23 protein-coding genes and 2 tRNA genes are annotated in these 20,372 nt (G+C 29.0%); 13 read left to right on the forward strand and 12 right to left on the reverse strand.

Annotated elements, in window-relative coordinates; all coding sequences use genetic code 11:
• Nucleotides 1–129: 129 nt before the first annotated feature.
• Nucleotides 130–555: a hypothetical protein gene (locus EPJ79_RS00840; RefSeq protein WP_147738083.1), complete on the forward strand. Its 426-nt coding sequence runs from the start codon at nucleotides 130–132 to the stop codon at nucleotides 553–555.
• Nucleotides 556–729: 174 nt separating this feature from the next.
• On the opposite strand, the gene EPJ79_RS00845 is transcribed toward EPJ79_RS00840, so the two are convergent.
• The 4 genes from EPJ79_RS00845 to rplI form a co-directional block, all read right to left on the reverse strand.
• Nucleotides 730–811 (reverse strand) — tRNA-Leu (locus tag EPJ79_RS00845).
• Nucleotides 812–862: 51 nt separating this feature from the next.
• Nucleotides 863–1,669, reverse strand: coding sequence for an MlaE family ABC transporter permease (locus tag EPJ79_RS00850; protein WP_147525929.1), 807 nt, complete (start codon nucleotides 1,667–1,669; stop codon nucleotides 863–865).
• Nucleotides 1,670–1,692: 23 nt separating this feature from the next.
• Nucleotides 1,693–3,108 carry a replicative DNA helicase gene (gene dnaB, locus EPJ79_RS00855; RefSeq protein WP_147738084.1) on the reverse strand — a complete coding sequence of 472 codons (1,416 nt, stop codon included), beginning with the start codon at nucleotides 3,106–3,108 and terminating at the stop codon, nucleotides 1,693–1,695.
• A gap of 17 nt (nucleotides 3,109–3,125) precedes the next feature.
• A complete protein-coding gene (gene rplI, locus EPJ79_RS00860) occupies nucleotides 3,126–3,635 on the reverse strand; it encodes a 50S ribosomal protein L9 (RefSeq protein ID WP_147738085.1) in 510 nt (169 codons plus the stop codon).
• 199 nt (nucleotides 3,636–3,834) lie between these two features.
• Between rplI and EPJ79_RS00865 the strand changes: the two genes are divergently transcribed.
• The 4 genes from EPJ79_RS00865 to EPJ79_RS00880 are packed head-to-tail and all read left to right on the forward strand — an operon-like array spanning nucleotide 3,835 to nucleotide 6,175.
• The gene (locus EPJ79_RS00865) at nucleotides 3,835–4,407 is read left to right on the forward strand and encodes an HDIG domain-containing metalloprotein (protein ID WP_021958701.1); all 573 of its coding nucleotides are present in this window, start codon (nucleotides 3,835–3,837) and stop codon (nucleotides 4,405–4,407) included.
• A 16-nt stretch (nucleotides 4,408–4,423) separates the two neighbouring features.
• Entirely contained in the window at nucleotides 4,424–5,065 is a 642-nt protein-coding gene (locus EPJ79_RS00870) for an isochorismatase family protein (RefSeq protein ID WP_021958702.1), read from the forward strand.
• Nucleotides 5,062–5,610, forward strand: a complete 549-nt coding sequence (locus tag EPJ79_RS00875; RefSeq protein WP_147738086.1) for a methylated-DNA--[protein]-cysteine S-methyltransferase — start codon at nucleotides 5,062–5,064, stop codon at nucleotides 5,608–5,610. Before EPJ79_RS00870 ends, EPJ79_RS00875 begins: the two co-directional genes overlap by 4 nt.
• A 7-nt stretch (nucleotides 5,611–5,617) precedes the next feature.
• On the forward strand, nucleotides 5,618–6,175 hold the full coding sequence (locus EPJ79_RS00880) for a GNAT family N-acetyltransferase (protein WP_021958704.1): 558 nt from the start codon (nucleotides 5,618–5,620) through the stop codon (nucleotides 6,173–6,175).
• A 119-nt stretch (nucleotides 6,176–6,294) separates the two neighbouring features.
• On the opposite strand, the gene greA is transcribed toward EPJ79_RS00880, so the two are convergent.
• Entirely contained in the window at nucleotides 6,295–6,759 is a 465-nt protein-coding gene (greA, locus tag EPJ79_RS00885; protein ID WP_147738087.1) for a transcription elongation factor GreA, read from the reverse strand.
• A gap of 163 nt (nucleotides 6,760–6,922) precedes the next feature.
• Here greA and EPJ79_RS00890 point away from each other — a divergent pair, with 163 nt between their 5' ends.
• Entirely contained in the window at nucleotides 6,923–7,795 is an 873-nt protein-coding gene (locus EPJ79_RS00890; RefSeq protein WP_021959743.1) for a flagellin N-terminal helical domain-containing protein, read from the forward strand.
• Between the two features lie 160 nt (nucleotides 7,796–7,955).
• Here EPJ79_RS00890 and EPJ79_RS00895 read toward each other — a convergent pair whose 3' ends face one another.
• On the reverse strand, nucleotides 7,956–8,387 hold the full coding sequence (locus EPJ79_RS00895) for a hypothetical protein (protein WP_147559812.1): 432 nt from the start codon (nucleotides 8,385–8,387) through the stop codon (nucleotides 7,956–7,958).
• A gap of 123 nt (nucleotides 8,388–8,510) precedes the next feature.
• Between EPJ79_RS00895 and EPJ79_RS00900 the strand changes: the two genes are divergently transcribed.
• On the forward strand, nucleotides 8,511–9,524 hold the full coding sequence (locus EPJ79_RS00900; RefSeq protein ID WP_147738088.1) for a hypothetical protein: 1,014 nt from the start codon (nucleotides 8,511–8,513) through the stop codon (nucleotides 9,522–9,524).
• An 84-nt stretch (nucleotides 9,525–9,608) separates the two neighbouring features.
• Here EPJ79_RS00900 and EPJ79_RS00905 read toward each other — a convergent pair whose 3' ends face one another.
• Entirely contained in the window at nucleotides 9,609–9,968 is a 360-nt protein-coding gene (locus EPJ79_RS00905; protein ID WP_147738089.1) for an FMN-binding protein, read from the reverse strand.
• A 176-nt stretch (nucleotides 9,969–10,144) separates the two neighbouring features.
• Here EPJ79_RS00905 and flgB point away from each other — a divergent pair, with 176 nt between their 5' ends.
• Genes flgB through EPJ79_RS00925 form a run of 4 tightly spaced genes read left to right on the forward strand, consistent with a single transcriptional unit; the run spans nucleotide 10,145 to nucleotide 12,201 of the window.
• Entirely contained in the window at nucleotides 10,145–10,573 is a 429-nt protein-coding gene (gene flgB / locus EPJ79_RS00910; RefSeq protein WP_147525718.1) for a flagellar basal body rod protein FlgB, read from the forward strand.
• A 36-nt stretch (nucleotides 10,574–10,609) separates the two neighbouring features.
• A complete protein-coding gene (flgC, locus tag EPJ79_RS00915; RefSeq protein ID WP_147544524.1) occupies nucleotides 10,610–11,071 on the forward strand; it encodes a flagellar basal body rod protein FlgC in 462 nt (153 codons plus the stop codon).
• A gap of 18 nt (nucleotides 11,072–11,089) precedes the next feature.
• On the forward strand, nucleotides 11,090–11,422 hold the full coding sequence (gene fliE, locus EPJ79_RS00920; protein WP_147530154.1) for a flagellar hook-basal body complex protein FliE: 333 nt from the start codon (nucleotides 11,090–11,092) through the stop codon (nucleotides 11,420–11,422).
• The gene (locus EPJ79_RS00925; RefSeq protein WP_147738090.1) at nucleotides 11,422–12,201 is read left to right on the forward strand and encodes a hypothetical protein; all 780 of its coding nucleotides are present in this window, start codon (nucleotides 11,422–11,424) and stop codon (nucleotides 12,199–12,201) included. Before fliE ends, EPJ79_RS00925 begins: the two co-directional genes overlap by 1 nt.
• A 369-nt stretch (nucleotides 12,202–12,570) precedes the next feature.
• Here the strand turns inward: EPJ79_RS00925 and EPJ79_RS00930 are convergent, their stop codons facing one another.
• Nucleotides 12,571–13,770 carry a MalY/PatB family protein gene (locus EPJ79_RS00930; RefSeq protein ID WP_147738091.1) on the reverse strand — a complete coding sequence of 400 codons (1,200 nt, stop codon included), beginning with the start codon at nucleotides 13,768–13,770 and terminating at the stop codon, nucleotides 12,571–12,573.
• A 189-nt stretch (nucleotides 13,771–13,959) separates the two neighbouring features.
• On the opposite strand from EPJ79_RS00930, the gene EPJ79_RS00935 reads away from it, so the two are divergent.
• Nucleotides 13,960–14,217 carry a hypothetical protein gene (locus EPJ79_RS00935; protein ID WP_147717654.1) on the forward strand — a complete coding sequence of 86 codons (258 nt, stop codon included), beginning with the start codon at nucleotides 13,960–13,962 and terminating at the stop codon, nucleotides 14,215–14,217.
• A gap of 3 nt (nucleotides 14,218–14,220) precedes the next feature.
• Here the strand turns inward: EPJ79_RS00935 and EPJ79_RS00940 are convergent.
• Nucleotides 14,221–14,300 (reverse strand) — tRNA-Leu (locus EPJ79_RS00940).
• A 56-nt stretch (nucleotides 14,301–14,356) separates the two neighbouring features.
• Between EPJ79_RS00940 and EPJ79_RS00945 the strand changes: the two genes are divergently transcribed.
• Complete coding sequence (locus EPJ79_RS00945; RefSeq protein ID WP_147717653.1) at nucleotides 14,357–15,976, forward strand: YhjD/YihY/BrkB family envelope integrity protein; 1,620 nt, start codon at nucleotides 14,357–14,359, stop codon at nucleotides 15,974–15,976.
• 25 nt (nucleotides 15,977–16,001) lie between these two features.
• Here the strand turns inward: EPJ79_RS00945 and EPJ79_RS00950 are convergent, their stop codons facing one another.
• The 3 genes from EPJ79_RS00950 to EPJ79_RS00960 are packed head-to-tail and all read right to left on the reverse strand — an operon-like array spanning nucleotide 16,002 to nucleotide 20,080.
• The gene (locus EPJ79_RS00950; protein WP_147560223.1) at nucleotides 16,002–16,286 is read right to left on the reverse strand and encodes a hypothetical protein; all 285 of its coding nucleotides are present in this window, start codon (nucleotides 16,284–16,286) and stop codon (nucleotides 16,002–16,004) included.
• 31 nt (nucleotides 16,287–16,317) lie between these two features.
• Nucleotides 16,318–18,366: an NHL repeat-containing protein gene (locus tag EPJ79_RS00955; protein ID WP_147738092.1), complete on the reverse strand. Its 2,049-nt coding sequence runs from the start codon at nucleotides 18,364–18,366 to the stop codon at nucleotides 16,318–16,320.
• Complete coding sequence (locus EPJ79_RS00960) at nucleotides 18,353–20,080, reverse strand: SpoIVB peptidase S55 domain-containing protein (protein WP_147738093.1); 1,728 nt, start codon at nucleotides 20,078–20,080, stop codon at nucleotides 18,353–18,355. The genes EPJ79_RS00955 and EPJ79_RS00960 overlap by 14 nt, the downstream gene beginning before the upstream one ends.
• Nucleotides 20,081–20,372 lie beyond the last annotated feature (292 nt).

Raw genomic sequence — 20,372 nt, forward strand, 5'->3', positions numbered from 1 at the left:
CTTTTTTGTCAAATCTCTTATATCATTTTTATATTTTTGTTCTACTTTGGAACATTTCATTCTTGGAAATTATCGGATGTTTATATCCGTGATTTTAATAAAAAAATTTAAAAAAGGAGAATTTCAATAATGAAGAATTCTAAAAAATTATTTCTTATCTTTTTATCAGTTTTAATTGTAGCTTTTGTCTCTTGTAAAAAAGACAGCGGCGGCTCAATCACGACTCCAACTCCAACTTTCAAACCTTCCTCTCTCGCAGGAAAGTGGACATCAGGTTCACATACATTTACTATGGGGAATGATGGTAAAATAACTGGTATATCAATTGATGGAATAAGTATTGGTGATTATACAATTACTGATTGGGATAAAGATAAAGATACCGAAGTTCCAAAATATACAGTAACTATTAATAACCAGAGTTCAGGCGGTCATACTTATGATTTTGCATTTACATTTACAAGCGGGAGTAATTGTATTGTAACAAGAACAGAGCAAGGTCAAACTCCTGGCACTTTTACTTTTACAAAAGAAGCAACTCCAACGACAAAATAATAAAATTTTAGAGTTAAACTGATAAGAGATAAGAGAAAATAAAGGCATCGCTTAATTGCGGCGCCTTTTTTATTTGCTTTATTTTTAATAATATATTTCAATAATGGGATTTAAGGATTTTATTAAAAGAATAAAAATTTTTATGAATAATTTGAGTTAAGGAAAAAATATAATTGCTCGAGACTGGACTTGAACCAGCACGGTATTACCCGACAGCACCTCAAGCTGTTGTGTCTACCAATTCCACCACCCGAGCAAGTATTATTATGATATATTAAAATATTATTTTGTCAAATTTATATTTAAATCACATTCCAAACATTCCAAGTATTGAAACGAGTAAATAATCTGTAATCAAAATTATCATAAAACTATAAACTACGCTTGTTGTAGTAGCCTTTCCGACTCCTTCGGCTCCTCCCGTAGTTCTAAAACCGAAAAAACATGATATAAGCATAACTTCAGCCCCGAATATTGTCGACTTTATTAAACTTCCAATAAAATCTCCAAGCGAAATAACGGCAATCGCTCTATCAAAATAATGAAGCGGGTCGCTATTTAAAACAAAAACCGTAACCACAGCTCCTCCCAATATTCCGATAATATCCGCCGATATGGTAAGCATTGGCAAAGATATAACCGCCGCCCAAAATCTTGGAACTGCTACATATTCTACGGGATTAGTATATAGAGTTTTTAAAGCGTCAAGTTGTTCGCTTACTTGCATAGTGCCTATTTCCGCGGTTACGGAACTTCCTACTCTGCCTGCAAATATTAAAGCAAGAAGCATTGGCGATAATTCTTTAACCATAGCCTTTCCAACCATAGAGCCTACAAATTGAGATATTCCTTTTAAGACGCTATCTAAAACTACCGCTATTTGAAGAGACATAACCATTCCCGTGCAAAGAATCGTAACCGAAGCTACTATAAAAGATTCTACTCCCATTCTTATTATTTGGTCGGATAAAAGTTTGAAAGAAAAAGAAGGCTTAAAAGTATATTTTAATATTTGCAAAAATAAATTATTAAATTCTCCCAAAGTCGCAAGAAAATAAATTATTTTATTTTTTATTCCTTTTCTTAATTCTATTTTAAAATCAAAAATTTCCATAATAAATTAATCCTCTTATTCTATTATTCTATATTATCCGCATTATTATAAATATTTTCAAATCTCGTTTGTTCTGCTATAAAATTTAACGGAAGTCCGTCTATAATAGAGCCGTTTCTATGTTTTGCAAGTATCACTTCAACTTGATTATTTCTTTCGTCTATAACCTCTTCTTCGTCTCTATTTGGTTTTTGTCTATGTAAAAACATAACTAAATCGGCGTCTTGTTCTATTGAGCCTGATTCTCTCAAATCGGAAAGTCTCGGTTTATCCTGCCTCTGTTCAACCGCTCTTGAAAGCTGAGCTAAAGCTATAACGGGAATATTTAATTCTTTAGCAAGGGCTTTTAATCCTCTCGATATATCCGCTATTTCTTGTTCTCTTGTTCCGTTTCTTCTTGTTTGCGCGCTTGAATGAATTAATTGCAAATAATCTATAACTATAAGTTTTAAATCTATATTCTTTCCGTCTTTTTTTTCTTTACTCATTTCGGCAAATCTATGTTTCATCTGCCTTGCTTTTCCGCGAATTTCCATTATCGTTAATTGACTTGAATCGTCTATTAAAAGATTAGATTGAGATAAACTATTGAAAGCCTGCCCTAATTTTGCCCATTCTTGCATTTCCAAATCGCCCGAACGAACTCTAGACAAATTTATTCTTGCCTTGCTTGAAATTAATCTTTCAATCAATTGCATTCTGCTCATTTCCAAAGAAAAAAAACCGATTCCAAAATTCATTGATTCTATATTTGTCATTACATGTTCCACTATATTAAGAGCGAAACTTGTCTTACCAACCGAAGGACGAGCCGCTAATATAATTAAATCCGAAGGCTGAAATCCATGCGTTACTCTATCCAATCCTAAAAATCCCGAAGGAATTCCCGTAACGGAGCTTTTATGTTTTTTTCTGCTTTCGATAGTATTTAAAGCTTCTAAAAGCAAATCTTTTATATGAATAAAATCATTATCTAATCTTCTTTGAGTAACTTCAAATATTTTTTTTTCTGCGAAGTCGGCTACTTCTTTAGTTTCCGAGTCTTTCGCTTCATAGGCGGATTTTTGTATATCTTGAGAGGCGAAAATTAAATCTCTGAGTAAAGATTTTTCCGCAATAACTTCCGAATAATATTTTGCATTTTGATAAAAAGGAGTTCCGTCTATTATTTTCATTAAATAGGCTTCGTCATTTTGAAATACTTTTTCAAATAAACCGTTTTCTTTTAAGTATCTTAAAACAAGTTCTCCGTTTACATCTTCTTTATTTCCTAATCTATTATGCAATTCTATAATGCTTTCGTATAGGATTTTATTTCTTTCGTTATAAAAATCTTTTGAATTAATTTTTGATAAAGCTATCGATATAGCCTGATTATTTTGAAGCATAGCCCCCAACAAAGACTCTTCGGCTTCTATCGAGTAAGGCATACTATTCATTTTATACCCGCTATTAATTAAGCCTCTTCTACAGTTTCTTTAACGGTTTCGTTTGTTTCGGATTTTGTAGCGTTTTCTAATGTGTCGATATTTACTACATTAATTTTTATATTTGCATTAACGCTATGATATAATTTAATTTCAATTTCATATTCTCCAAGCTCTTTAATATGCTTATCCATATGAACATCTTTTTTATTTATATCAATTTCTTTTTCTTTCAAAGCGTCAACTATATTTTGCGGACTAACAGAACCGTATAATTTTCCGTTTTCGGCTACTTTAACGGGAATCATAACGCTTATATCTACAATTTTACCTTTAAGAATTTCCGCTTCCATTTTTCTTTTTGCTCTTTTTTTCTCCAAACTTTTTTGCATTTGAGCTAAAGTTTTTAAATTTCCCGCGTTTTTAATTACGGCTATATTTCTTGGAATAAGATAATTTCTTGCATATCCGTCTTTTACTTTACATATATCGCCTTCATAACCAAGAGTAATAAAATCTTTCTTCAAAATAACTTCCATGCTTTTCTCCTTATATGTTGATTAAATTATTTTCGTATTATTCAGATAATGCATTATATCATAAATAAAGTATAAAATCAAGCGTTCAATTTTTTTATATATAAAAAAAATTTTAATTATTATAATTTTAACTATTGAAAAATATATAAAATAATATATAATTATGTTAACTTATTATATAATATTTATAGGAGATTTTATGGCGAGCATAGAAAGAGATAAAGCTATAGAATTATTCAAAAAGTATAATAGCGAAGAATCTTTATTTAAGCATGCATTATCGGTTGAAGCGGTAATGAGATATTTTGCTAGAAAAAATAAAGAGGATGAAGACGAATGGGGAATGGTTGGATTATTGCATGATATGGATTATGAAATGTATCCAAACGAACATTGTATAAAAGTTAAAGAAATACTTGAAAAAGAAAATTTGCCCGAAAGTTTTATAAGAGCTATTCAAAGTCATGGTTTTGAAATATGCGTTGATATAGAACCAATAAGCGATATGGAAAAAACTTTATACGCCGTTGATGAGCTTGCAGGATTTATAACCGCTTGCGCGTTAGTTCGTCCTTCAAAAAGCGTAGAAGATATGGAAGTAAAATCCGTTAAGAAAAAATTGAAAAATAAAAACTTTGCCGCAAAAGTCGACAGAGATGTTATTAATAAAGGAGCTGAAAGATTAGGAATATCTTTAGACGAATTAATACAAGAAACTATTAACGCCTTAATTCCCGTTCAGGAAGAAATTGGGCTTGAAAAAATTTCGTAAATTATAAGAGTTAATTATGAGTAAAATAAAAATACTAACTATAGTTGATATGCAAAACGATTATATGAAAGGCGGTCCTATGGCTGTTAAAGGAGCGGACGAATTAATTCCGATTATAAACGAACTTATAAAAAATGGAGAATATGACGCGATTATAGCGACACAAGATTGGCATCCTTCAAATCATATTTCATTTGCATCGACTCATGATAGAGAGCCTTTTTCAACTATAAAAGTTATGGATAAAGAAACGGGAGAAGAAGAAATTTTAACTTTGCTTCCGCGCCATTGCGTTGCAAGAACTTACGGTTCTGCAATCGTTGATGGGCTTAAAAGAAAGAAAGATTATATATATGTTCAAAAAGGAGTAGATGCTGACGATGACGGAATTTCAGGTTTTTCGTATATGCATAAAGATTTTATAGACGCCGCAAGAGAAAATAAAGAGGTTTTAATTTTGGATTTTGTAGGAGTCGCTTTAGATAATTGCGTTTATCATACAAGCAAAGATACGGCAGATTATGTCGCTTCAATTAACGCCGAATATTTGGTTAATGTAAATGTTTTGGAATATGCATGCGCGTCTATTAATTATGAAAACGCTGAAAAATTATATTCTGCCTCTCAAAATATAAATATTAAAAAGGTGAAACTTTGAATATAATAAGAATTAATGAAAATATAAAAAATGAAAAAGCCTATTTATATAAAAGCCCAATCGGAAAATTATTTTTATATGCGGATATTTCAAATAAATATTTAACTTGTTTAGATTTTAATGGCGATAAAGAGTCTACTAAAAAAATAATTAAAGACGAAATTGATAATCCGAATATTATAAAGAAAGCTAAAAAAGAGCTTGACGAATATTTTACGGGAAAAAGAAAAATTTTTAATATTGACTTGGCTTTATGCGGAACGGATTTTCAATATTTAGTTTGGCTTGAAACTTCAAAAATTCCTTTTGGAAAAGTTTTGACTTATTCGGATATTGCTAAAAAAGTTTCAAATAGAAATGGAAGCATAGCAAGAGCGATAGGTTTGGTTGAAGGAAAAAATCCAATATCGATAATAATTCCATGTCATAGAGTAGTCGGAAAAAATTCTAAACTTACGGGATATGGAGGCGGAATTGAAAAGAAAGAATATTTGCTTAAACATGAAGGATTTAATATAGACAATTTAAAAATAATAAAAAATTAGTTTAATTATGATAAAGAAAAGTTATAAAACGAAGAGATTATTACTTATTCAACCAAATATGGATATGGCAACAGAAATAGCCAACTTTTATATGAGAAATAAAAAATTTTTTAGAGATTACGACCCTTTTCGTCCTGAATCTTTTTATAACTTAAGCACTCATAAAAAAATTGTTAAAAAAGAATTGGAAGAGACAAAATTAGGAAGAATGTTAAAATTTTGGATTTTCAAAATAGAAGATAAAAAAAGAATTATCGGAATGATTAGCTTTACAAATATTTCAAACTCTTCTTTTTTATCGACTACGGTTGGTTATAAATTAGACGAAGAAGAATTAAAGCAAGGTTATATGACGGAAGCGTTGAGAGCGGCGATTGTAATAATTTTCAAAGAATTAAAATTGCATAGAATAGAAGCGAATATAATGCCGCATAATAGACCTTCAATGAATTTAGTTAAAAAATTAGGTTTTGAATACGAAGGACTTGCAAAAAAATATCTCAAAATAAACGGCAAATGGGAAGACCATATACATATGACTATAATAAATAAAGACGAAGTATAGTCGCTAATTTTATTTATTATCAATATAAATTTCTATAAAATATTTAATATTTTTAATAAAAAATAAATTCTAAAAATAGAGTAGAGTTTTAATGTAGTTGTATTTTATGCCGTTAATATTTAAAGCCCAATTTCAAGTATCTCTAAAACTTTATCTCCCGCGGGAACTTTTATAGTAACCGTATCGCCCACTTTTTTTGTTAACAATCCTTTTGCAATTGGAGTTATAATTGTTATTTGATTTTTTGAAATATCCGCTTCCATCTCGCCGACTATTTTATATTCCAAAATTGCATCCGTGTTTTTATCTTTCACTTTTACTCTTTTTCCAAAAGTCACGGTATCTTTATCCAATTTTGAAGGGTCAATTATTTCACAGCTTGCTAAATCGCTTTCCAATTTCGATATTTGAGCTTGAAGTAATCCCTGTCTCTCTCTCGCCGCATGATATTCTGCGTTTTCTTTTAAGTCGCCTTTTTCTCTCGCTTCCGCTATTATTTCGGGTAAAGATTCAAATTCCGTTTTGAGTTCAGAAATTTTAATCTTTACATTATCGTATCCTTCTTTAGTTATAGGTTTTGCCATATAATTATCCTTATTTATTTTATTTAATTATAAACTATTAATTAACTTTTTCAACTTTAATTTATAAAAAATATTCTATAAAACATTAAGAATTAAGAATATATAGCCGATAATACTTATATGTTCAAGGACGGACTAATATAAAATTTCATGGAGGAACCATATGGTTATTAACAACAATATTAGCGCTATAAACGCGCAAAGAACTCTTAAATTCCGCCAAGTTGAATTAAGAAAAGATTCGGCTATGCTTTCAAGCGGTTTAAGAATCAATCAAGCGGGAGATGACGCTTCAGGATTAGCGGTTTCTGAAAAATTGCGAACTCAAATTCGCGGTTTGCGTCAAGCTGAAAGAAATACTCAAGACGGTATATCTTTCATACAAACTACAGAAGGATATTTGGAAGAAACTACTAATATTCTTCAAAGAATAAGAGAATTGGCAATACAGGCTGCAAACGGTATCTATACGGACGAAGACAGAATCTATATTCAAATAGAAGTTTCTCAATTAGTTGACGAAATAGACCGCGTTGCTTCGCAAGCTCAATTCAACAAACTTAATATGCTTACGGGTAGATTCGCTCGCTCTACGGGAGAAAATAATCCTACGGCATCTATGTGGTTGCATATCGGAGCAAATATGGACGAAAGAAAACGCGTTTATATAGGCACTATGAATAGCCAAGCGCTTGGACTTAAAAATCCAGTTGGACCTGCATCTACGGCTACATTTATAAGTATTTCAAGCACTAATAAAGCTAATACCGTTATAGGTATGGTTGATGAAGCTCTTCTTAAAGTATTAAAACAAAGAGCGGATTTAGGCGCTTATCAAAACAGATTGGAAATGACAGCTCAAGGCTTAATGGTTGGTTTTGAAAATATGCAAGCTTCTGAAAGTAGAATAAGAGATACGGATATGGCTGAAGCGTCAGTTAAACTCGCTAAAGACCAAATTCTTAATCAAGCTAATTTGTCTATGCTTGCTCAAGCTAATCAATTACCGCAAGGCGCTCTTAGATTATTACAATAATAATTAAGAATTAACCATATAAAAAAGGGAGGCTTTTATAGTCTTCCTTTTTTTATTTATAAATTTTATCAAATTAAATAATAATTCTTTTAATTAAAAAATATTTTTCTATAATTTAGATTTTATATTTATTAAATTTTATTTTTACAAGAGAAGAAAATTATTCAATATCGTTAATTATATTTTCTAATTCTTCTGTTATTTTCGTAATGCTTTTGTTATATTCTTTGAACCATCCGCTATTAGTTAAAGTATTCCAAATATTAAATTTTAAATTTTCAATATTTTTAGTTTCAATATTCAATAATTTTGTATTTGAAAAATCTACGATAAATTTATCGTATTCCAAATAAAAATTAATATCAAAACATAAACATTTTTTATTTATAATATTGTCCGAAACGAAAAATAAATATATTAATCCGTTATCAAAAATTTTATAATTATCTTCGTTGTTTGATTTATCTTTTATCCATTCTATAATTGCATGCCTTAAATCGTCTCCTCTTAATTTTGAGGATATAAATATTTTCTGTTCGGCAAATATTAATGCATTAAAAAATAGAAAGATAAAAATAAGTTTTTTAACCATAAAATAAACCTGAAATTATTGTATAAATATGATATAATTATTTAATTAAAAAATCAATGAATACGCTTTTTCTTTTTTGTATATTTTTATGTTTTATTAATATATGAATTTTAAGAGGATATTATGAAAATAACTTTAGATATGAGCATATCCGCTTTATTAGACGCTTTCGATAGAGAATTCGGAGCTTCGCTTGGAATTTATAAAGGCGCTTATAAATCGGACGATATTAAACTTTTTGAAATTGCAGACCCAAGAAAAAATCCAAAATCTTTTATTGTAGTCGATAAAGATACGAGCGTTGAAACTGTAGAGTCAATGTTTAAAAAAGTATTCGGAATAAGAGTGCAAGTAAAAGATAAAGACGGAAATACTATGAGTCAAGAAAGCACTTTAGGAGGAGAGAGAATATTATTTAAAAAAAGCCCTGAAGAAAGAAATATAAAATTAGTAGATTTAACTGACGATATCGTAATTGAAAAAGATAAAAATGAAATAGAATTAAATAAAGACAATAAAAAAAATAAAAAAGCTTATTACTTAAAACCTAAAGAAATTAAACATAATGTTGAAGATAAAATAAAAGAAATTGACGAATATTATTTAAAATTTCAAAAATCGGAAAGATATAAGGCTATGATTAATCTTTTATCTTGTATAGAAGAGGCTAAACTTTATTATCCCGAATCGAAAGAAATTATCAAACATATAGAAGATATAAAAAATAAATCCGTTTCAATATCTCGTTTAAGCGTGAGAAAGAGAAGATTTGCAGCTATTATTCTTATAATAATAACTTCCGCTCTTATTCTTATAAGCGTTGGAATATTCGGATTTAATTTATATAAAAAAATAAAACAAGATAGAACTGTCGATAGCATAGTAAAAGAAATAGACAATTTGAGAATGAGAAAAGGCTCTTTAATGGAAAGCGGAAATATTGCAGAAGCGAATGCAATAGACGAAAGCATTAATTCAAAATCCGAACAGTTAAATATTATAAGAAATACAAAAACATTTTCTATAGTTTATTATTCAATGCTTGCTGTTTCGATTATGTTTGTAATACTCTCTATATTTATTTTGAGGCTTAATAAATTTAATATAACATCTATACGATTTGAAAAAGAAACTTGATTTTTTTATTAATGTTTATAATTAATAAAAAAAGCGAACTCGATATTTAATCGAAATTCGCTTTCTTAACTTTGCCGCTAATTCTTATTTTGCGGGAGTTAATTTAGTAAAAGCGTCTTCAAGTAAAGCTTTCCAAGTCGCTCCCGTTATGCCGTCTATATAGATATCGTTTGCGGCTATCATTTTGTCATAAGCCTCTTTTGACCTTGCTGGACCGCTTTTATGAGCGCTTTTTGTCAAAACTACTCTCGTCAATTTTCCGTCAGAAACTGTGGCTTTTACTTGATAATCGCCTTGTCTAGTTCCTTTATATGTCGCTTTGTAGTTTCCTAAATATGTTCCGTTTGGTATTTTACTCAAATTAATTTTAGCTTGAGCAAAAACTATAACAGCAAATATAAATACAAAAGCGACTATAGAAATTATAATTTTTTTGAAATTCATAATTTTCTCCTTATCATTAAAAAATTTATTTGAAAGATATTATAAATTATTGTAAATAAAATGTCAAGCGAAAGTAAATAATATTTAATAATTAAATTGATATTATAAAAATTTATTTAAGGCTTTTTTCAAAAAACCGAAAATAAATAAAACTACAATTTTAGGATTATAAAATTATGAGTATGTTTGCAGATACGACTTACGCCAAAACTATGACGGTTGCGAAAAAACTTTTGAATGTTTACGGTTTAAGAGCGGAGGTTATAGCCGACAATATAGCTAATGTTTCAACGCCAAATTTTAAGAGAAGCGATGTAACATTTGAATATCAATTAGGCAGAGCTTTAGATAGCGAAAAATATAACGGTTTGGAAGCGAAAAGAACGGACGCGAGACATTTTCCTTTTAATATGCCGATGGATTATAGAGAAGTTGCGCCGACTATAACCGTAGATTTTGATACAAGCTATAGAAACGATAAAAATAATGTAGATATAGATAAAGAAATGGCGGAAGAGGCTAAAAATACTTTAAGGTATCAAATGTTTACTCAAATAGTTAACTCTCAATATAGAGAAATTAGAAGAATGATAGGAAACGCTTAATTTTAGTTTTTAGATTTAGATAAAAGGAGAAATTAAATGGGAATATTTTCGATTATAAATACTTCGGGAAGCGGACTTACCGCTCAAAGAACAAGGTTAGATGTTATAGCCGATAATATAGCGAATGTTAATACTACGAGAACAACGGAAGGCGGAGCTTTTAGAAGAAGTAGGGTTATATTCAAGCCAAGAGATGATGGCAATAAATATAAAAGTCCTTTTTTGCCTGACGCTTTGCAGCCTAATGTAGGAACGGGAGTTAGAGTTTTTAGCATAGAAAAAGATATGGAAAGCGCAACAAGATTTGTTTACAACCCTTCGCATTCAGACGCTATTAAATACGGAGAGAAAGCGGGTTATGTTGAAATGCCAAATGTAAATCCTGTGACGGAAATGGTAGATATGATGGAAGCGTCAAGAGCTTATGAAGCCAATTCTACAATGATACAATCGGCTAAAACTATGTTTGGAAGCGCTTTAAATATAATAAGATATTAAAATTAAAAGGGGTATTTTATGAATAATATTGGAAATGTCGGAGATAATTATAATTTTGTATTGAAAACCACAGACCCAAGACATTATGGACCAGCTCAACAAATAGGAAGAGATACGAGCAGAGATTTAATAAGCAATTTTGGAACAATGTTAAGCGAGGCTATAGAATCGGTTAATCAAAAACAAGTTGATAGGGATAATATAATAGTGCAAGCGGGAATAAGACCCGACCAAGTGGATGTTTCGGATGTTATGAACGCTATAGCCGAAGCCGAATTATCTTTAAGTTTTACTAAAGCGGTAATGGATAGAGCGGTTAGAGCGTATCAAGAAGTAACTTCTTATAGATAATGAATTATAATAAAAAGTTCTCCTTTAAGAAAGAGTTGTTAAGGGCAAGCGTTTACGGTTTAATAGCCGTAGCGTTTGCCAATTTAACTTTTATATCAATTTACAGAAATAATAATATTTATATAACAATAATTTTAATAGCGCTTGAAATATTAACTTTAATTTTTACTTATATCGATATAGCAAACATTAATAAAAGAAAATTAAATTTTATAAAAAATAATTCAATAGTAGAACATAATATTAATAAAAATATTGATAAAGAAAATATAATAAACAGATTAAAATATTTCGGGTTTAGTATGTATTCAATTAATTCTTCAAGAGTTTTTATAAATGCCGAAATAATTAAAAAAAATAAATCTATAATATTATACGCTTATTATTTCATACTTATAGATATTGACAAAGACGGCGAAGGAATTTTAACTAATTTAAAAAACGAATTAAACGAAATTTTAGATTTATATATTGACGATAATCAAAAATTATTTAAAAAAGATAACGAAGATAAAAAAATATTAAAAGCGAAATTATATAATCATATAGTTTTTATTTTTATGGGCGATAATATTCCAAGCAGAATAATAGAAATGTCTAAAAACGGATATACGAAAGAATTATTAAACGGCATTAATTCTCAAAATTTTGTTTTATCATATTTGCCGAGCGAAAAAAAATTATATTATGCGGACGCTATAGAAAATGTTATTCAGCTTCAAAAATTCCCAAAACAAGATTTTATTTATATTATAAAAGATATTTTTTATTTAAGATAATATTTTATATGGTTATTGATAATATTTATAATAAAGTTTCTGTAGTAAAAAATTATATAAATTTTATTTGACTTTTTTAAAAAGTTTATTATCTTATTAATAGAATAAAAGAATAAATTTATTGAAATTATAATTAATATTGAATTTATAAAAATTACTATGATTTGATTTAGATTTATAGAATTATAATCTTTTTGTTTTTTTGTTTGTTTAGGGTTTTAGAGGTTTTTATTTCGTCTATGGTTAAGCCTGTAATTTCGCTTATAAGGTTAATATCTATCTTTTATCTCGTTTACAGTATTTTTTGAAATATAATAAAAAATTCTTTAATTTATTTAAAATAATCATAAGCAAGAATAAATATTTAATTTATTTATAACTTTTATTTTTTAATTGCTCAATGGTTTTATCTACAAAATATTCTATATATTTAAAATCTGTAGCTATATTAACTCTTATAAAACCTTTAAAATTTTCTCCGAACCATTCTCCAAAATCAATCGCTATTTTACAATCATCTTGAATAAACTCTTTTACTCTATCTTTGCTTACCATATTTCTTAAATCAAAAAACGGCAAATAAGTGCCTTCCAAAGGACTTATTATTATTTCGGGAACTTTATTTAAAAATTCGCCTCTTATATATTCGTAATTTCGTTTAATTGTTTTCAAAAGTCCGTCAAGCCAATCTGAACCGTATTTATAAGCGGATTCTGCGGCTATTAATCCGAGCAAATTAAACTCCGTTCTATTTACTTTGCTAACAAATTTTTTATATATTTTTCTTATCTCTTCGTTTGGTATTATAACATGCGAGTTTAAAAGACTTGCCAAATTAAAAGTTTTGGAGGCGGAATTTAAAACAATAAGTTTGTCTATATAATCGTTTTTATTTTTTATAGATAAAGCAGATATAAAAGGACGAATTCCAATATTTATATCTTGATGTATTTCATCAAAAACTATATATAAATTATGCTTTTTAGAAATTTCAAGAACTCTTTCTATTTCTTCATTTGTCCAAACTCTTCCAACGGGATTATGCGGATTACAAAATATAATTAATTTTACTTTATTTTTAATTATTTTATTTTTCAATTTTTCAAAGTCTATTGTAAAAATTCCGTTATCGTTTTTTAAGTCGCAAGTTATTAAATTTCTTTCATTATCTTTAACTGCGTTATGAAACGGATAATAAATGGGAGTAAGAACGATTATGCTGTCGTCTTTATTTGTAAAAGCGTTTACGATTAAATAAAGCGCCGTCACTAAACCGCTTGAAAATAAAATCCATTCTTTTTTTAAATCTATATTATATCTAGTTTTCTGCCAATTAAAAAACGCTTCAAAATAACTTTCCCATAAATGAGTATAGCCAAAAACTCCATGCGATATTCTTTTATTTAAAGCGTCTATAACTTCATCTGGCGTTTTAAACTCCATATCGGCAACCCACATCGGAATAAGTCCTTCGGTTTTAAATCTTTTTTCAATTCCCGTATCCCATTTTTCAGAATTGGTATTTTTTCTATCAACCGTATATTTACGGCAAAATTCTTCTATTTCCATTAATTAATATCCTTTATATTTTATATTAAAGTTAATTATAGAAATAATTTTTTTTATGTCAATAATTTAATTTTTTCGATATAGTTAAATTCCATTTATAATAAATTAAAAGTAAAATAAAACCTTTCAAAAATTCTTATTATAGTTTATAATATAATGAATTATATTATTTTATTGGAATTATTAATCGTGGAATTATTAGCTATTATATTTTTTATAATTGTAATTATAGTATTTATTTTAATGTTTGGCTTACTTTTTTTTGTATCTTTTGTAAGCAAGACATTTAATTTTATATCGTATTTGATTTTTAGAAATCGTGAAGATTGTCCTTTTTGTCATAGTAGGAAATCTTTAAAAATTATAAAGACGGAAAATGTATACAGAAAAGAATGCGATAAATGTAAATTTTCGGTAGAGGTGGAAGATAAAAAATATAACGAATAGATTTACGAGGGGAGGGGGTTGAACCCTCATGCCTAGGCACTAGATCCTAAGTCTAGCGTGTCTGCCAATTCCACCACCCTCGCTTTAAGTTTATTTATTATACATTATATAATATTTTTTTCAAGTAAGAGTATACAATATGAATAGAATTCAAAAAATAAATAAAAATTTTCAAAAGTTAAAAAAATTCTTTAGCGAGGATATATATTATACTGACGCTTCGATATTTAATCCTATAAAAAGATTTTTTATAAATTTATTTAGAGTAATAACTTTTGCGATAACCGATTTTGTTAAAGACGATTGCACAATAAGAGCGGCTTCATTAACCTATCTTGTAACTTTGTCTTTAATTCCCGCTTTAATAGTAGGTTTATTTATATTGAGAATTTTTAATTTATATCAAAATATTTTTACCATGATTTTTGATTGGATGCAAACAAACGCTCCTTTTTACGAGCCAATGGTTAGGCAAATATTAAATATAGCCGATAATACAAATTTGGCAAGTTTCGGATTAGTCGGCGTAATTTCTACTTTGGTAAGCACGGGATTAATTTTGCATAATATACAGCAATCACTTGTTAAAATATGGAGAGTTAAAATAAAAACTTCAATTCCTAGAGTGGCTGCGAATTATATAGCTTTACTTTTTTTAATTCCAATAATGATAGGAATATCTTTTTCGCTTATAACTTATATGCATATTAGCTCATATAATTATCCGACTATAATTAGAATATTATTATCTTGGGTTACTCCAATAATCGCTATGTCTTTATTAGTTTTATTTTCTTATGTTTTAGTTCCTCAAACAAAAGTAAATTGGTCTAACGCCGCTATATCTTCGGTTTTGGTAGCGATAACTATAATAACTCTTTTCAGCGTTTATTTTAGATTAAATTTAAATGTAAAAAATTATAAACAAATTTTCGATAGCGATAAATATAAAATAGAATATATAGTAAAAGAAATAAACTCTGGCGTTAATAAAAATATTTCAAATATTACTTTAGAGAGAATAAGCTATAGAATAATTGAAAATCTTGGAAACGGTTTAAGCGCTCCAACTTATGATAGAGAGATTATTTCTACAAATATTCTTAACTTTATTGATTTTTCGCCAAATGTATTTGAGCAGTTAATGAAATATAATTTTAAAATAGGCGATATTGTAGTGATAAGCAATGAAGATAATACTTTAACTAGCATAAGTCCAGCCGAGTTTTCATCGGCAAGCGCTTTCGCTCAAATTCCCGTTTTGCTTTTGCTTTTATATATAATTTGGATAATAATTTTATTTGGAGCGGAACTTACTTATTCTCTTCAATATTTTAGAGCTTACGGAGTCGATAGAACGAATATAAAACTTTCATTTGCCGAAAAAGAAGTTATAGCTTTAGAGTTTATGCATGCGATTGCCTATAGATTTATTAACAAGAAAAAACCTTTTACAATATACGAACTTGCAAAAGAATTAAAAACTCCTCCTACAATAATAAATGAAATATCCGAAAGTTTAGAAAAATCTATGTATATAATAAAAACTGTTGACGGTTCAAAAATATCTTATATATTAGGTTGTCCTCCCGAATCTATAACCGTTGGCGATATTTTATATTCTCTAAAAATGAATGGCGGATTTAGAAATAAAAATCTCTCTCCAGACGATAAATATAAAAAACTTATATACGAAAATAAAACTATATCGAATAAAGATTATAATAAAGATTTATATCATTTGGTTGTTAATAAATAATTTTTAATTTTCTTTATTAATTTTATTATTGTGGCAAATTATCTTTATATTTTGAATCCTTAAACTCTAAATAAGGTTTTGAGCTTAACATATGAATTGCAGTTATAAGAGAGTAGCTTATCCATGCTTTTTTTTCTGCATCCTTTTTATCTTTGCTAGATTCATTTTCTTTTAAGAGTTCGTTTAAGGTTTTTGAAATATTTAAAATATTATCTTCAAAAAAATCTTCGCATTCTTCGCAGGTATCCATTGTAGCCTGCCCTTCGATTTCTTCAATTTCTTTACCGCACCAAACGCAATTAATACTCATTTTATCTCCAATTTTTTATTTCTAATAAATCTTAAATAACAAAAGAATAATATTTAATATTTCCTTCAGTATCCAAAACTTCTATTGTAATTGAACCCGCTTCTTCATCTTCTATTATAATAGTAAAATTTTCGCTCATAGAATCCAAAACTTTATCATCGGGAAGTATATAATGCCATTCTTCCGTTATAGTTGAATATCTTACTGTTTTCAAAAATGAAAGTTTATCTTCCGCTCTAAAAGTTATTATTCTTTTATTTCCTTCGGTTTTTACAGCAAAATCAAATATTTCGGGCGAATCATTATCGTATTTTATATTAAGAACTTCCAAAGTTTTAGTTTTTGATAAATCTATCGGATTATCGAATCTGTCGCTTGCCGTTATTCTAAAATCATAAATTCCCGAAGGCATTAAATAAGACTTAAATCTAAAATAAGGCGTTTCTAAATTATTTGCAAGTTTTCTATAATTTTTTTCGCCTTTTAATCTATATTCCAAATCGTAAATAAGTTTATCGCCGTTCGGGTCGCTTCCTTTCCAATAAATCATAGTTTCGCTTTCTTCGAGTTGCGGGCTTTTTGTAGTTTCGCTTGAATCGTTTTGCTGTTTATAATGCGTTGTAAGTCCGCCGTTTAGAACATCTGGAGGCAAATTATTTTCTATATAAGTAAAATCCATAGAACTTAAAACGGGAACTGATTTTTCATTAGCGTTAGAATTTTTCATTGTTATTCTAAATTGCAAAAATCTTCCGTCTGGAGCGTTAATTTTTCCGTCTGCCGAAACTTTAGTAAAATCGCTCCAAGTATTATCTACTCTTGCCACATTTCCCGTTCTCACTTCAAAAGATATATCCGAACCGTCTGGAATAGTCGTCATTGCTTTTAAACTTCCTAATTTGCTTAAAAGTTTTAAATCCAAAGTATCGCTTATAAAACTGCCTTCTGAAGGATTTCCGTTTTGCATTTTATAAATCTCTCCCGTTTTTGATATTGCAAAATATAATCCGTCTTTCGTAGCCGAAAAAGTTGAGAGAGTTTTATTTTCTAATCCGCCAATATACGATAGAAGTCCGTCATTTCCGTTTATTTTATAAATGTCCGCGTTATCTCCCGTTATAAAATATATATTATTATCAATATCGCTACTTAAAGCGAAAACCAAAGTTTGATTTAAGAAAAATAATCTTTGAACCGTTCCGTTTGTATCCGCTTTATATAAAGAATTTCTAAATTCTTTTGCGCTATCGTCCGCCAATTTTCCGCCGTCTATTATAGAAGGCAAAATTAAATATGAAGGTTCTCTTGTCGCCGTTCCAAAATATAAATTTCCTATATTATCCATAGTTATCGCGTAAACTTCATTTTGAGCGGTATCGTAAACAGTTTTATAAGAAGGATTTTCTAAATTAGTCGATAAATCCACAGATAAAACTAATCCTCTTCCCGCCGTTCCTATATAAAGTTTATTGCTTTTAGAATCAAAATAAAGAGACATTGCATGCTGTTCTTCCGTTTTTAATATTTCCGTTATATTTCCGTTTGAAGATATTTTTAATACTCTCGCATTATTTCCGCCCGCTGCTGCATATAAATTTCCGTTATTGTCAAATTTCATATCCCAAATATAAGTGTCGTCTACATTTTTACTCCAAATCTCATTTCCCGATTTATCATATTTTATAATTCTTGCATAAGGCGCTGTAGCCGCGTATATATTTCCAGAATTATCTGAAATTACAGAAGTAAAAGCGCTTTCGTTTGTAGATTTGACGAATAAATTAAAATCGCTTTCTCCCGCTTTTCTTTTATACAATTCCGCCCCGTCTCCGCTTATAGCCGCATACATAGAACCGTCCGAAGAATTATATATTTTCCAAATAAATTTTCCTTCTATAGCGCCGTCTTTTTCTATAATCGGAGCTAAAATTAAAGAACCTTGTTCGGTGAGCATTATTCCGTTATAAGTTCCGTTATTATAAAAGCCCTTTCTTGAACTTGAATAATTTCTTGTAACTACTCCGAAAATATTAGTATTTGATAAAATTAATAATATTAAAATGATTTTAGCGATTTTCATATTTATCCGCTCCTTCTATGATTATATCTATTTTCATTAAACCTAATATTGAATAAGGCATATCAAATTGTCCTTCTATAGCGTTTATAACCGATGCTTTATCCGAAGTATAATTATTTGCCATTACTCCGTATTTTGAAATAGGAAGCATAGGAAAAGAATCTTTGCCTATTTGAACGCCTCTTGCCGAAGAATAAAGCCAAACTTTCAAAGCCTTATCGTCATAGGATTTGCCATATATTCTCATAACATCGTCTAAACTTCTTATTTTATATTTATTTGGCATAAATAACCGCTCTGCATAATTATAAATATATTCGTTAGCCGCATAAATACTGTAAACATCCGTAGTCAAATTAACGGGAAGTTTAACGGGAATATTTATATAAGTTTTTTCTTTGCCGTAAGGAGTTATTCCAACTCTTAAATGTATAGTCTCGCCCGCTTTAGCTTTAGGCTCAAGCAAAGTTATATCGTTTAAAAAAGCGTATTCTAAATTACTTCTTTTTATAGAGAGTTTTATTGATTTTATTCCGACTCTATTAAAATTATTATAAATAAAAAAATCAACGGGAGCTATTAATTGTTCTATTGCAGTTTTGAAAGCGTCTTTAGAAGAGTAGCTTAATATTCTATCGGTTACTTTATAAGGTTCTTCAAAATAATCAGTTTCTATTTCATAACTTACGCTAAATACTCCATCCTCATCGCTTCCCGCGCTTGAAGTTACGGCAGTATAAATTGCCATAGAAAGCAAATAAGAAAAATATGTCGGGTCGTTCAATACTCTAAAATTAAAATCTTTATTCAAAAAACTTTGGTCTTCAACTTGCAAATTAACGGGAATCATAGTATTTTCGGGCACTTCTCCGTAAACTCCCGAAACTCCAAAAGTTCCATCATAAACTGTATAGCCCAAATAATTAGAATAAGCCGCTCCTATTTTAAATGAAGATGCCGTTGAAGCCACAATATGATTTATATAAGCTCTTGAAACGGGCGCTCTTAATCTTCCTTTGGACCACATTGAATGTCCGAATAATAAAAATTTTTCATCGTCCGTATGCGAAACAGTGCCGACTCCAGCTATTGAAAAATCGCCGTCAATTAAAACTATCGCCACAGAATCGCCGAATAAAAATTTGCCGCTTTGATTGATATCCGAAATTGAGCCTCCAGCTTGCATTGGATAAAATCCCATTTCTTTAAATTTATCCGAATATTCTAAAAAAGAATCTCCGTTAAAACCTGAAAACATTAAAGGAGTTTGCAAAGAATTTTTACTAATTGAAGCGACTTTTGAAGCGTTTGTATCGTTATATAATTTATACATTTCTTCTATTGGAGTGACGCCCGCAATCGGGTCTTTCGCATAATTCCAACCAAAAGCTAAAGCGCCAGCAATTTTTCCGTCAAAATAAATTGGCGAGCCGCTCATTCCTGCAACCGTTCCTGAATGTTCCAAATTAAGCCCTTCAAGTTCTATTAATATAGCATCGCTTCCATGCCACATTTTTCTTAAAACGGAAATAACTTTTACTTTAAAAGGCTCGACATTTGTTCCATGTATTACAGTATAGCCAACCCCTTCCATTCCTTCCGTTATTTCGCTCATTGGAATAACCTGCGGATTATCGGGCGGAGAAGGCGGCAAATTTTGAGCGAATAAACTTAAATTAAATAAAAATAAAGTTAAAAATATTCTGTTCGTCATAATATCCTATGTTTTATTAAAAATTAAAATTTATAATAAATATTATACTAAATTAAATAAAATTCAATAAATAATAACTTATAATTTATCGACATGTAAAGAGTTAAAAATAATATCTTTTATTGTAAAACAATAATAGAAGAATTTAAAAAAAAATTCTTACTTTCTTTTTTCTAAATAGCAAGTAAAAATTTTTGTTCTTTATTTATAATTTATAACACCAAAAAAGAAAGAATATTTTGCATATTTTTAATAAAAGCAATAAATTTTATTAAAAGTAGATTACTTGTCG

This window comes from Brachyspira aalborgi, from assembly GCF_008016455.1.
In the GTDB taxonomy this organism is placed as follows: domain Bacteria; phylum Spirochaetota; class Brachyspiria; order Brachyspirales; family Brachyspiraceae; genus Brachyspira; species Brachyspira aalborgi.

Bases quoted from the DNA above. Each gene is read 5' to 3' on its own strand.
- EPJ79_RS00955 (WP_147738092.1), bottom strand. From the start codon at position 18,366: ATGAAAATCGCTAAAATCATTTTAATATTATTAATTTTATCAAATACT.
- EPJ79_RS00930 (WP_147738091.1), bottom strand. From the start codon at position 13,770: ATGGAAATAGAAGAATTTTGCCGTAAATATACGGTTGATAGAAAAAAT.
- EPJ79_RS00890 (WP_021959743.1), top strand. From the start codon at position 6,923: ATGGTTATTAACAACAATATTAGCGCTATAAACGCGCAAAGAACTCTT.
- dnaB (WP_147738084.1), bottom strand. From the start codon at position 3,108: ATGAATAGTATGCCTTACTCGATAGAAGCCGAAGAGTCTTTGTTGGGG.
- EPJ79_RS00950 (WP_147560223.1), bottom strand. From the start codon at position 16,286: ATGAGTATTAATTGCGTTTGGTGCGGTAAAGAAATTGAAGAAATCGAA.
- EPJ79_RS00840 (WP_147738083.1), top strand. From the start codon at position 130: ATGAAGAATTCTAAAAAATTATTTCTTATCTTTTTATCAGTTTTAATT.
- EPJ79_RS00865 (WP_021958701.1), top strand. From the start codon at position 3,835: ATGGCGAGCATAGAAAGAGATAAAGCTATAGAATTATTCAAAAAGTAT.
- EPJ79_RS00850 (WP_147525929.1), bottom strand. From the start codon at position 1,669: ATGGAAATTTTTGATTTTAAAATAGAATTAAGAAAAGGAATAAAAAAT.
- EPJ79_RS00870 (WP_021958702.1), top strand. From the start codon at position 4,424: ATGAGTAAAATAAAAATACTAACTATAGTTGATATGCAAAACGATTAT.
- EPJ79_RS00945 (WP_147717653.1), top strand. From the start codon at position 14,357: ATGAATAGAATTCAAAAAATAAATAAAAATTTTCAAAAGTTAAAAAAA.
- greA (WP_147738087.1), bottom strand. From the start codon at position 6,759: ATGGCAAAACCTATAACTAAAGAAGGATACGATAATGTAAAGATTAAA.
- EPJ79_RS00880 (WP_021958704.1), top strand. From the start codon at position 5,618: ATGATAAAGAAAAGTTATAAAACGAAGAGATTATTACTTATTCAACCA.
- EPJ79_RS00960 (WP_147738093.1), bottom strand. From the start codon at position 20,080: ATGACGAACAGAATATTTTTAACTTTATTTTTATTTAATTTAAGTTTA.
- EPJ79_RS00895 (WP_147559812.1), bottom strand. From the start codon at position 8,387: ATGGTTAAAAAACTTATTTTTATCTTTCTATTTTTTAATGCATTAATA.
- EPJ79_RS00905 (WP_147738089.1), bottom strand. From the start codon at position 9,968: ATGAATTTCAAAAAAATTATAATTTCTATAGTCGCTTTTGTATTTATA.
- flgB (WP_147525718.1), top strand. From the start codon at position 10,145: ATGAGTATGTTTGCAGATACGACTTACGCCAAAACTATGACGGTTGCG.
- flgC (WP_147544524.1), top strand. From the start codon at position 10,610: ATGGGAATATTTTCGATTATAAATACTTCGGGAAGCGGACTTACCGCT.
- fliE (WP_147530154.1), top strand. From the start codon at position 11,090: ATGAATAATATTGGAAATGTCGGAGATAATTATAATTTTGTATTGAAA.
- rplI (WP_147738085.1), bottom strand. From the start codon at position 3,635: ATGGAAGTTATTTTGAAGAAAGATTTTATTACTCTTGGTTATGAAGGC.
- EPJ79_RS00900 (WP_147738088.1), top strand. From the start codon at position 8,511: ATGAAAATAACTTTAGATATGAGCATATCCGCTTTATTAGACGCTTTC.
- EPJ79_RS00925 (WP_147738090.1), top strand. From the start codon at position 11,422: ATGAATTATAATAAAAAGTTCTCCTTTAAGAAAGAGTTGTTAAGGGCA.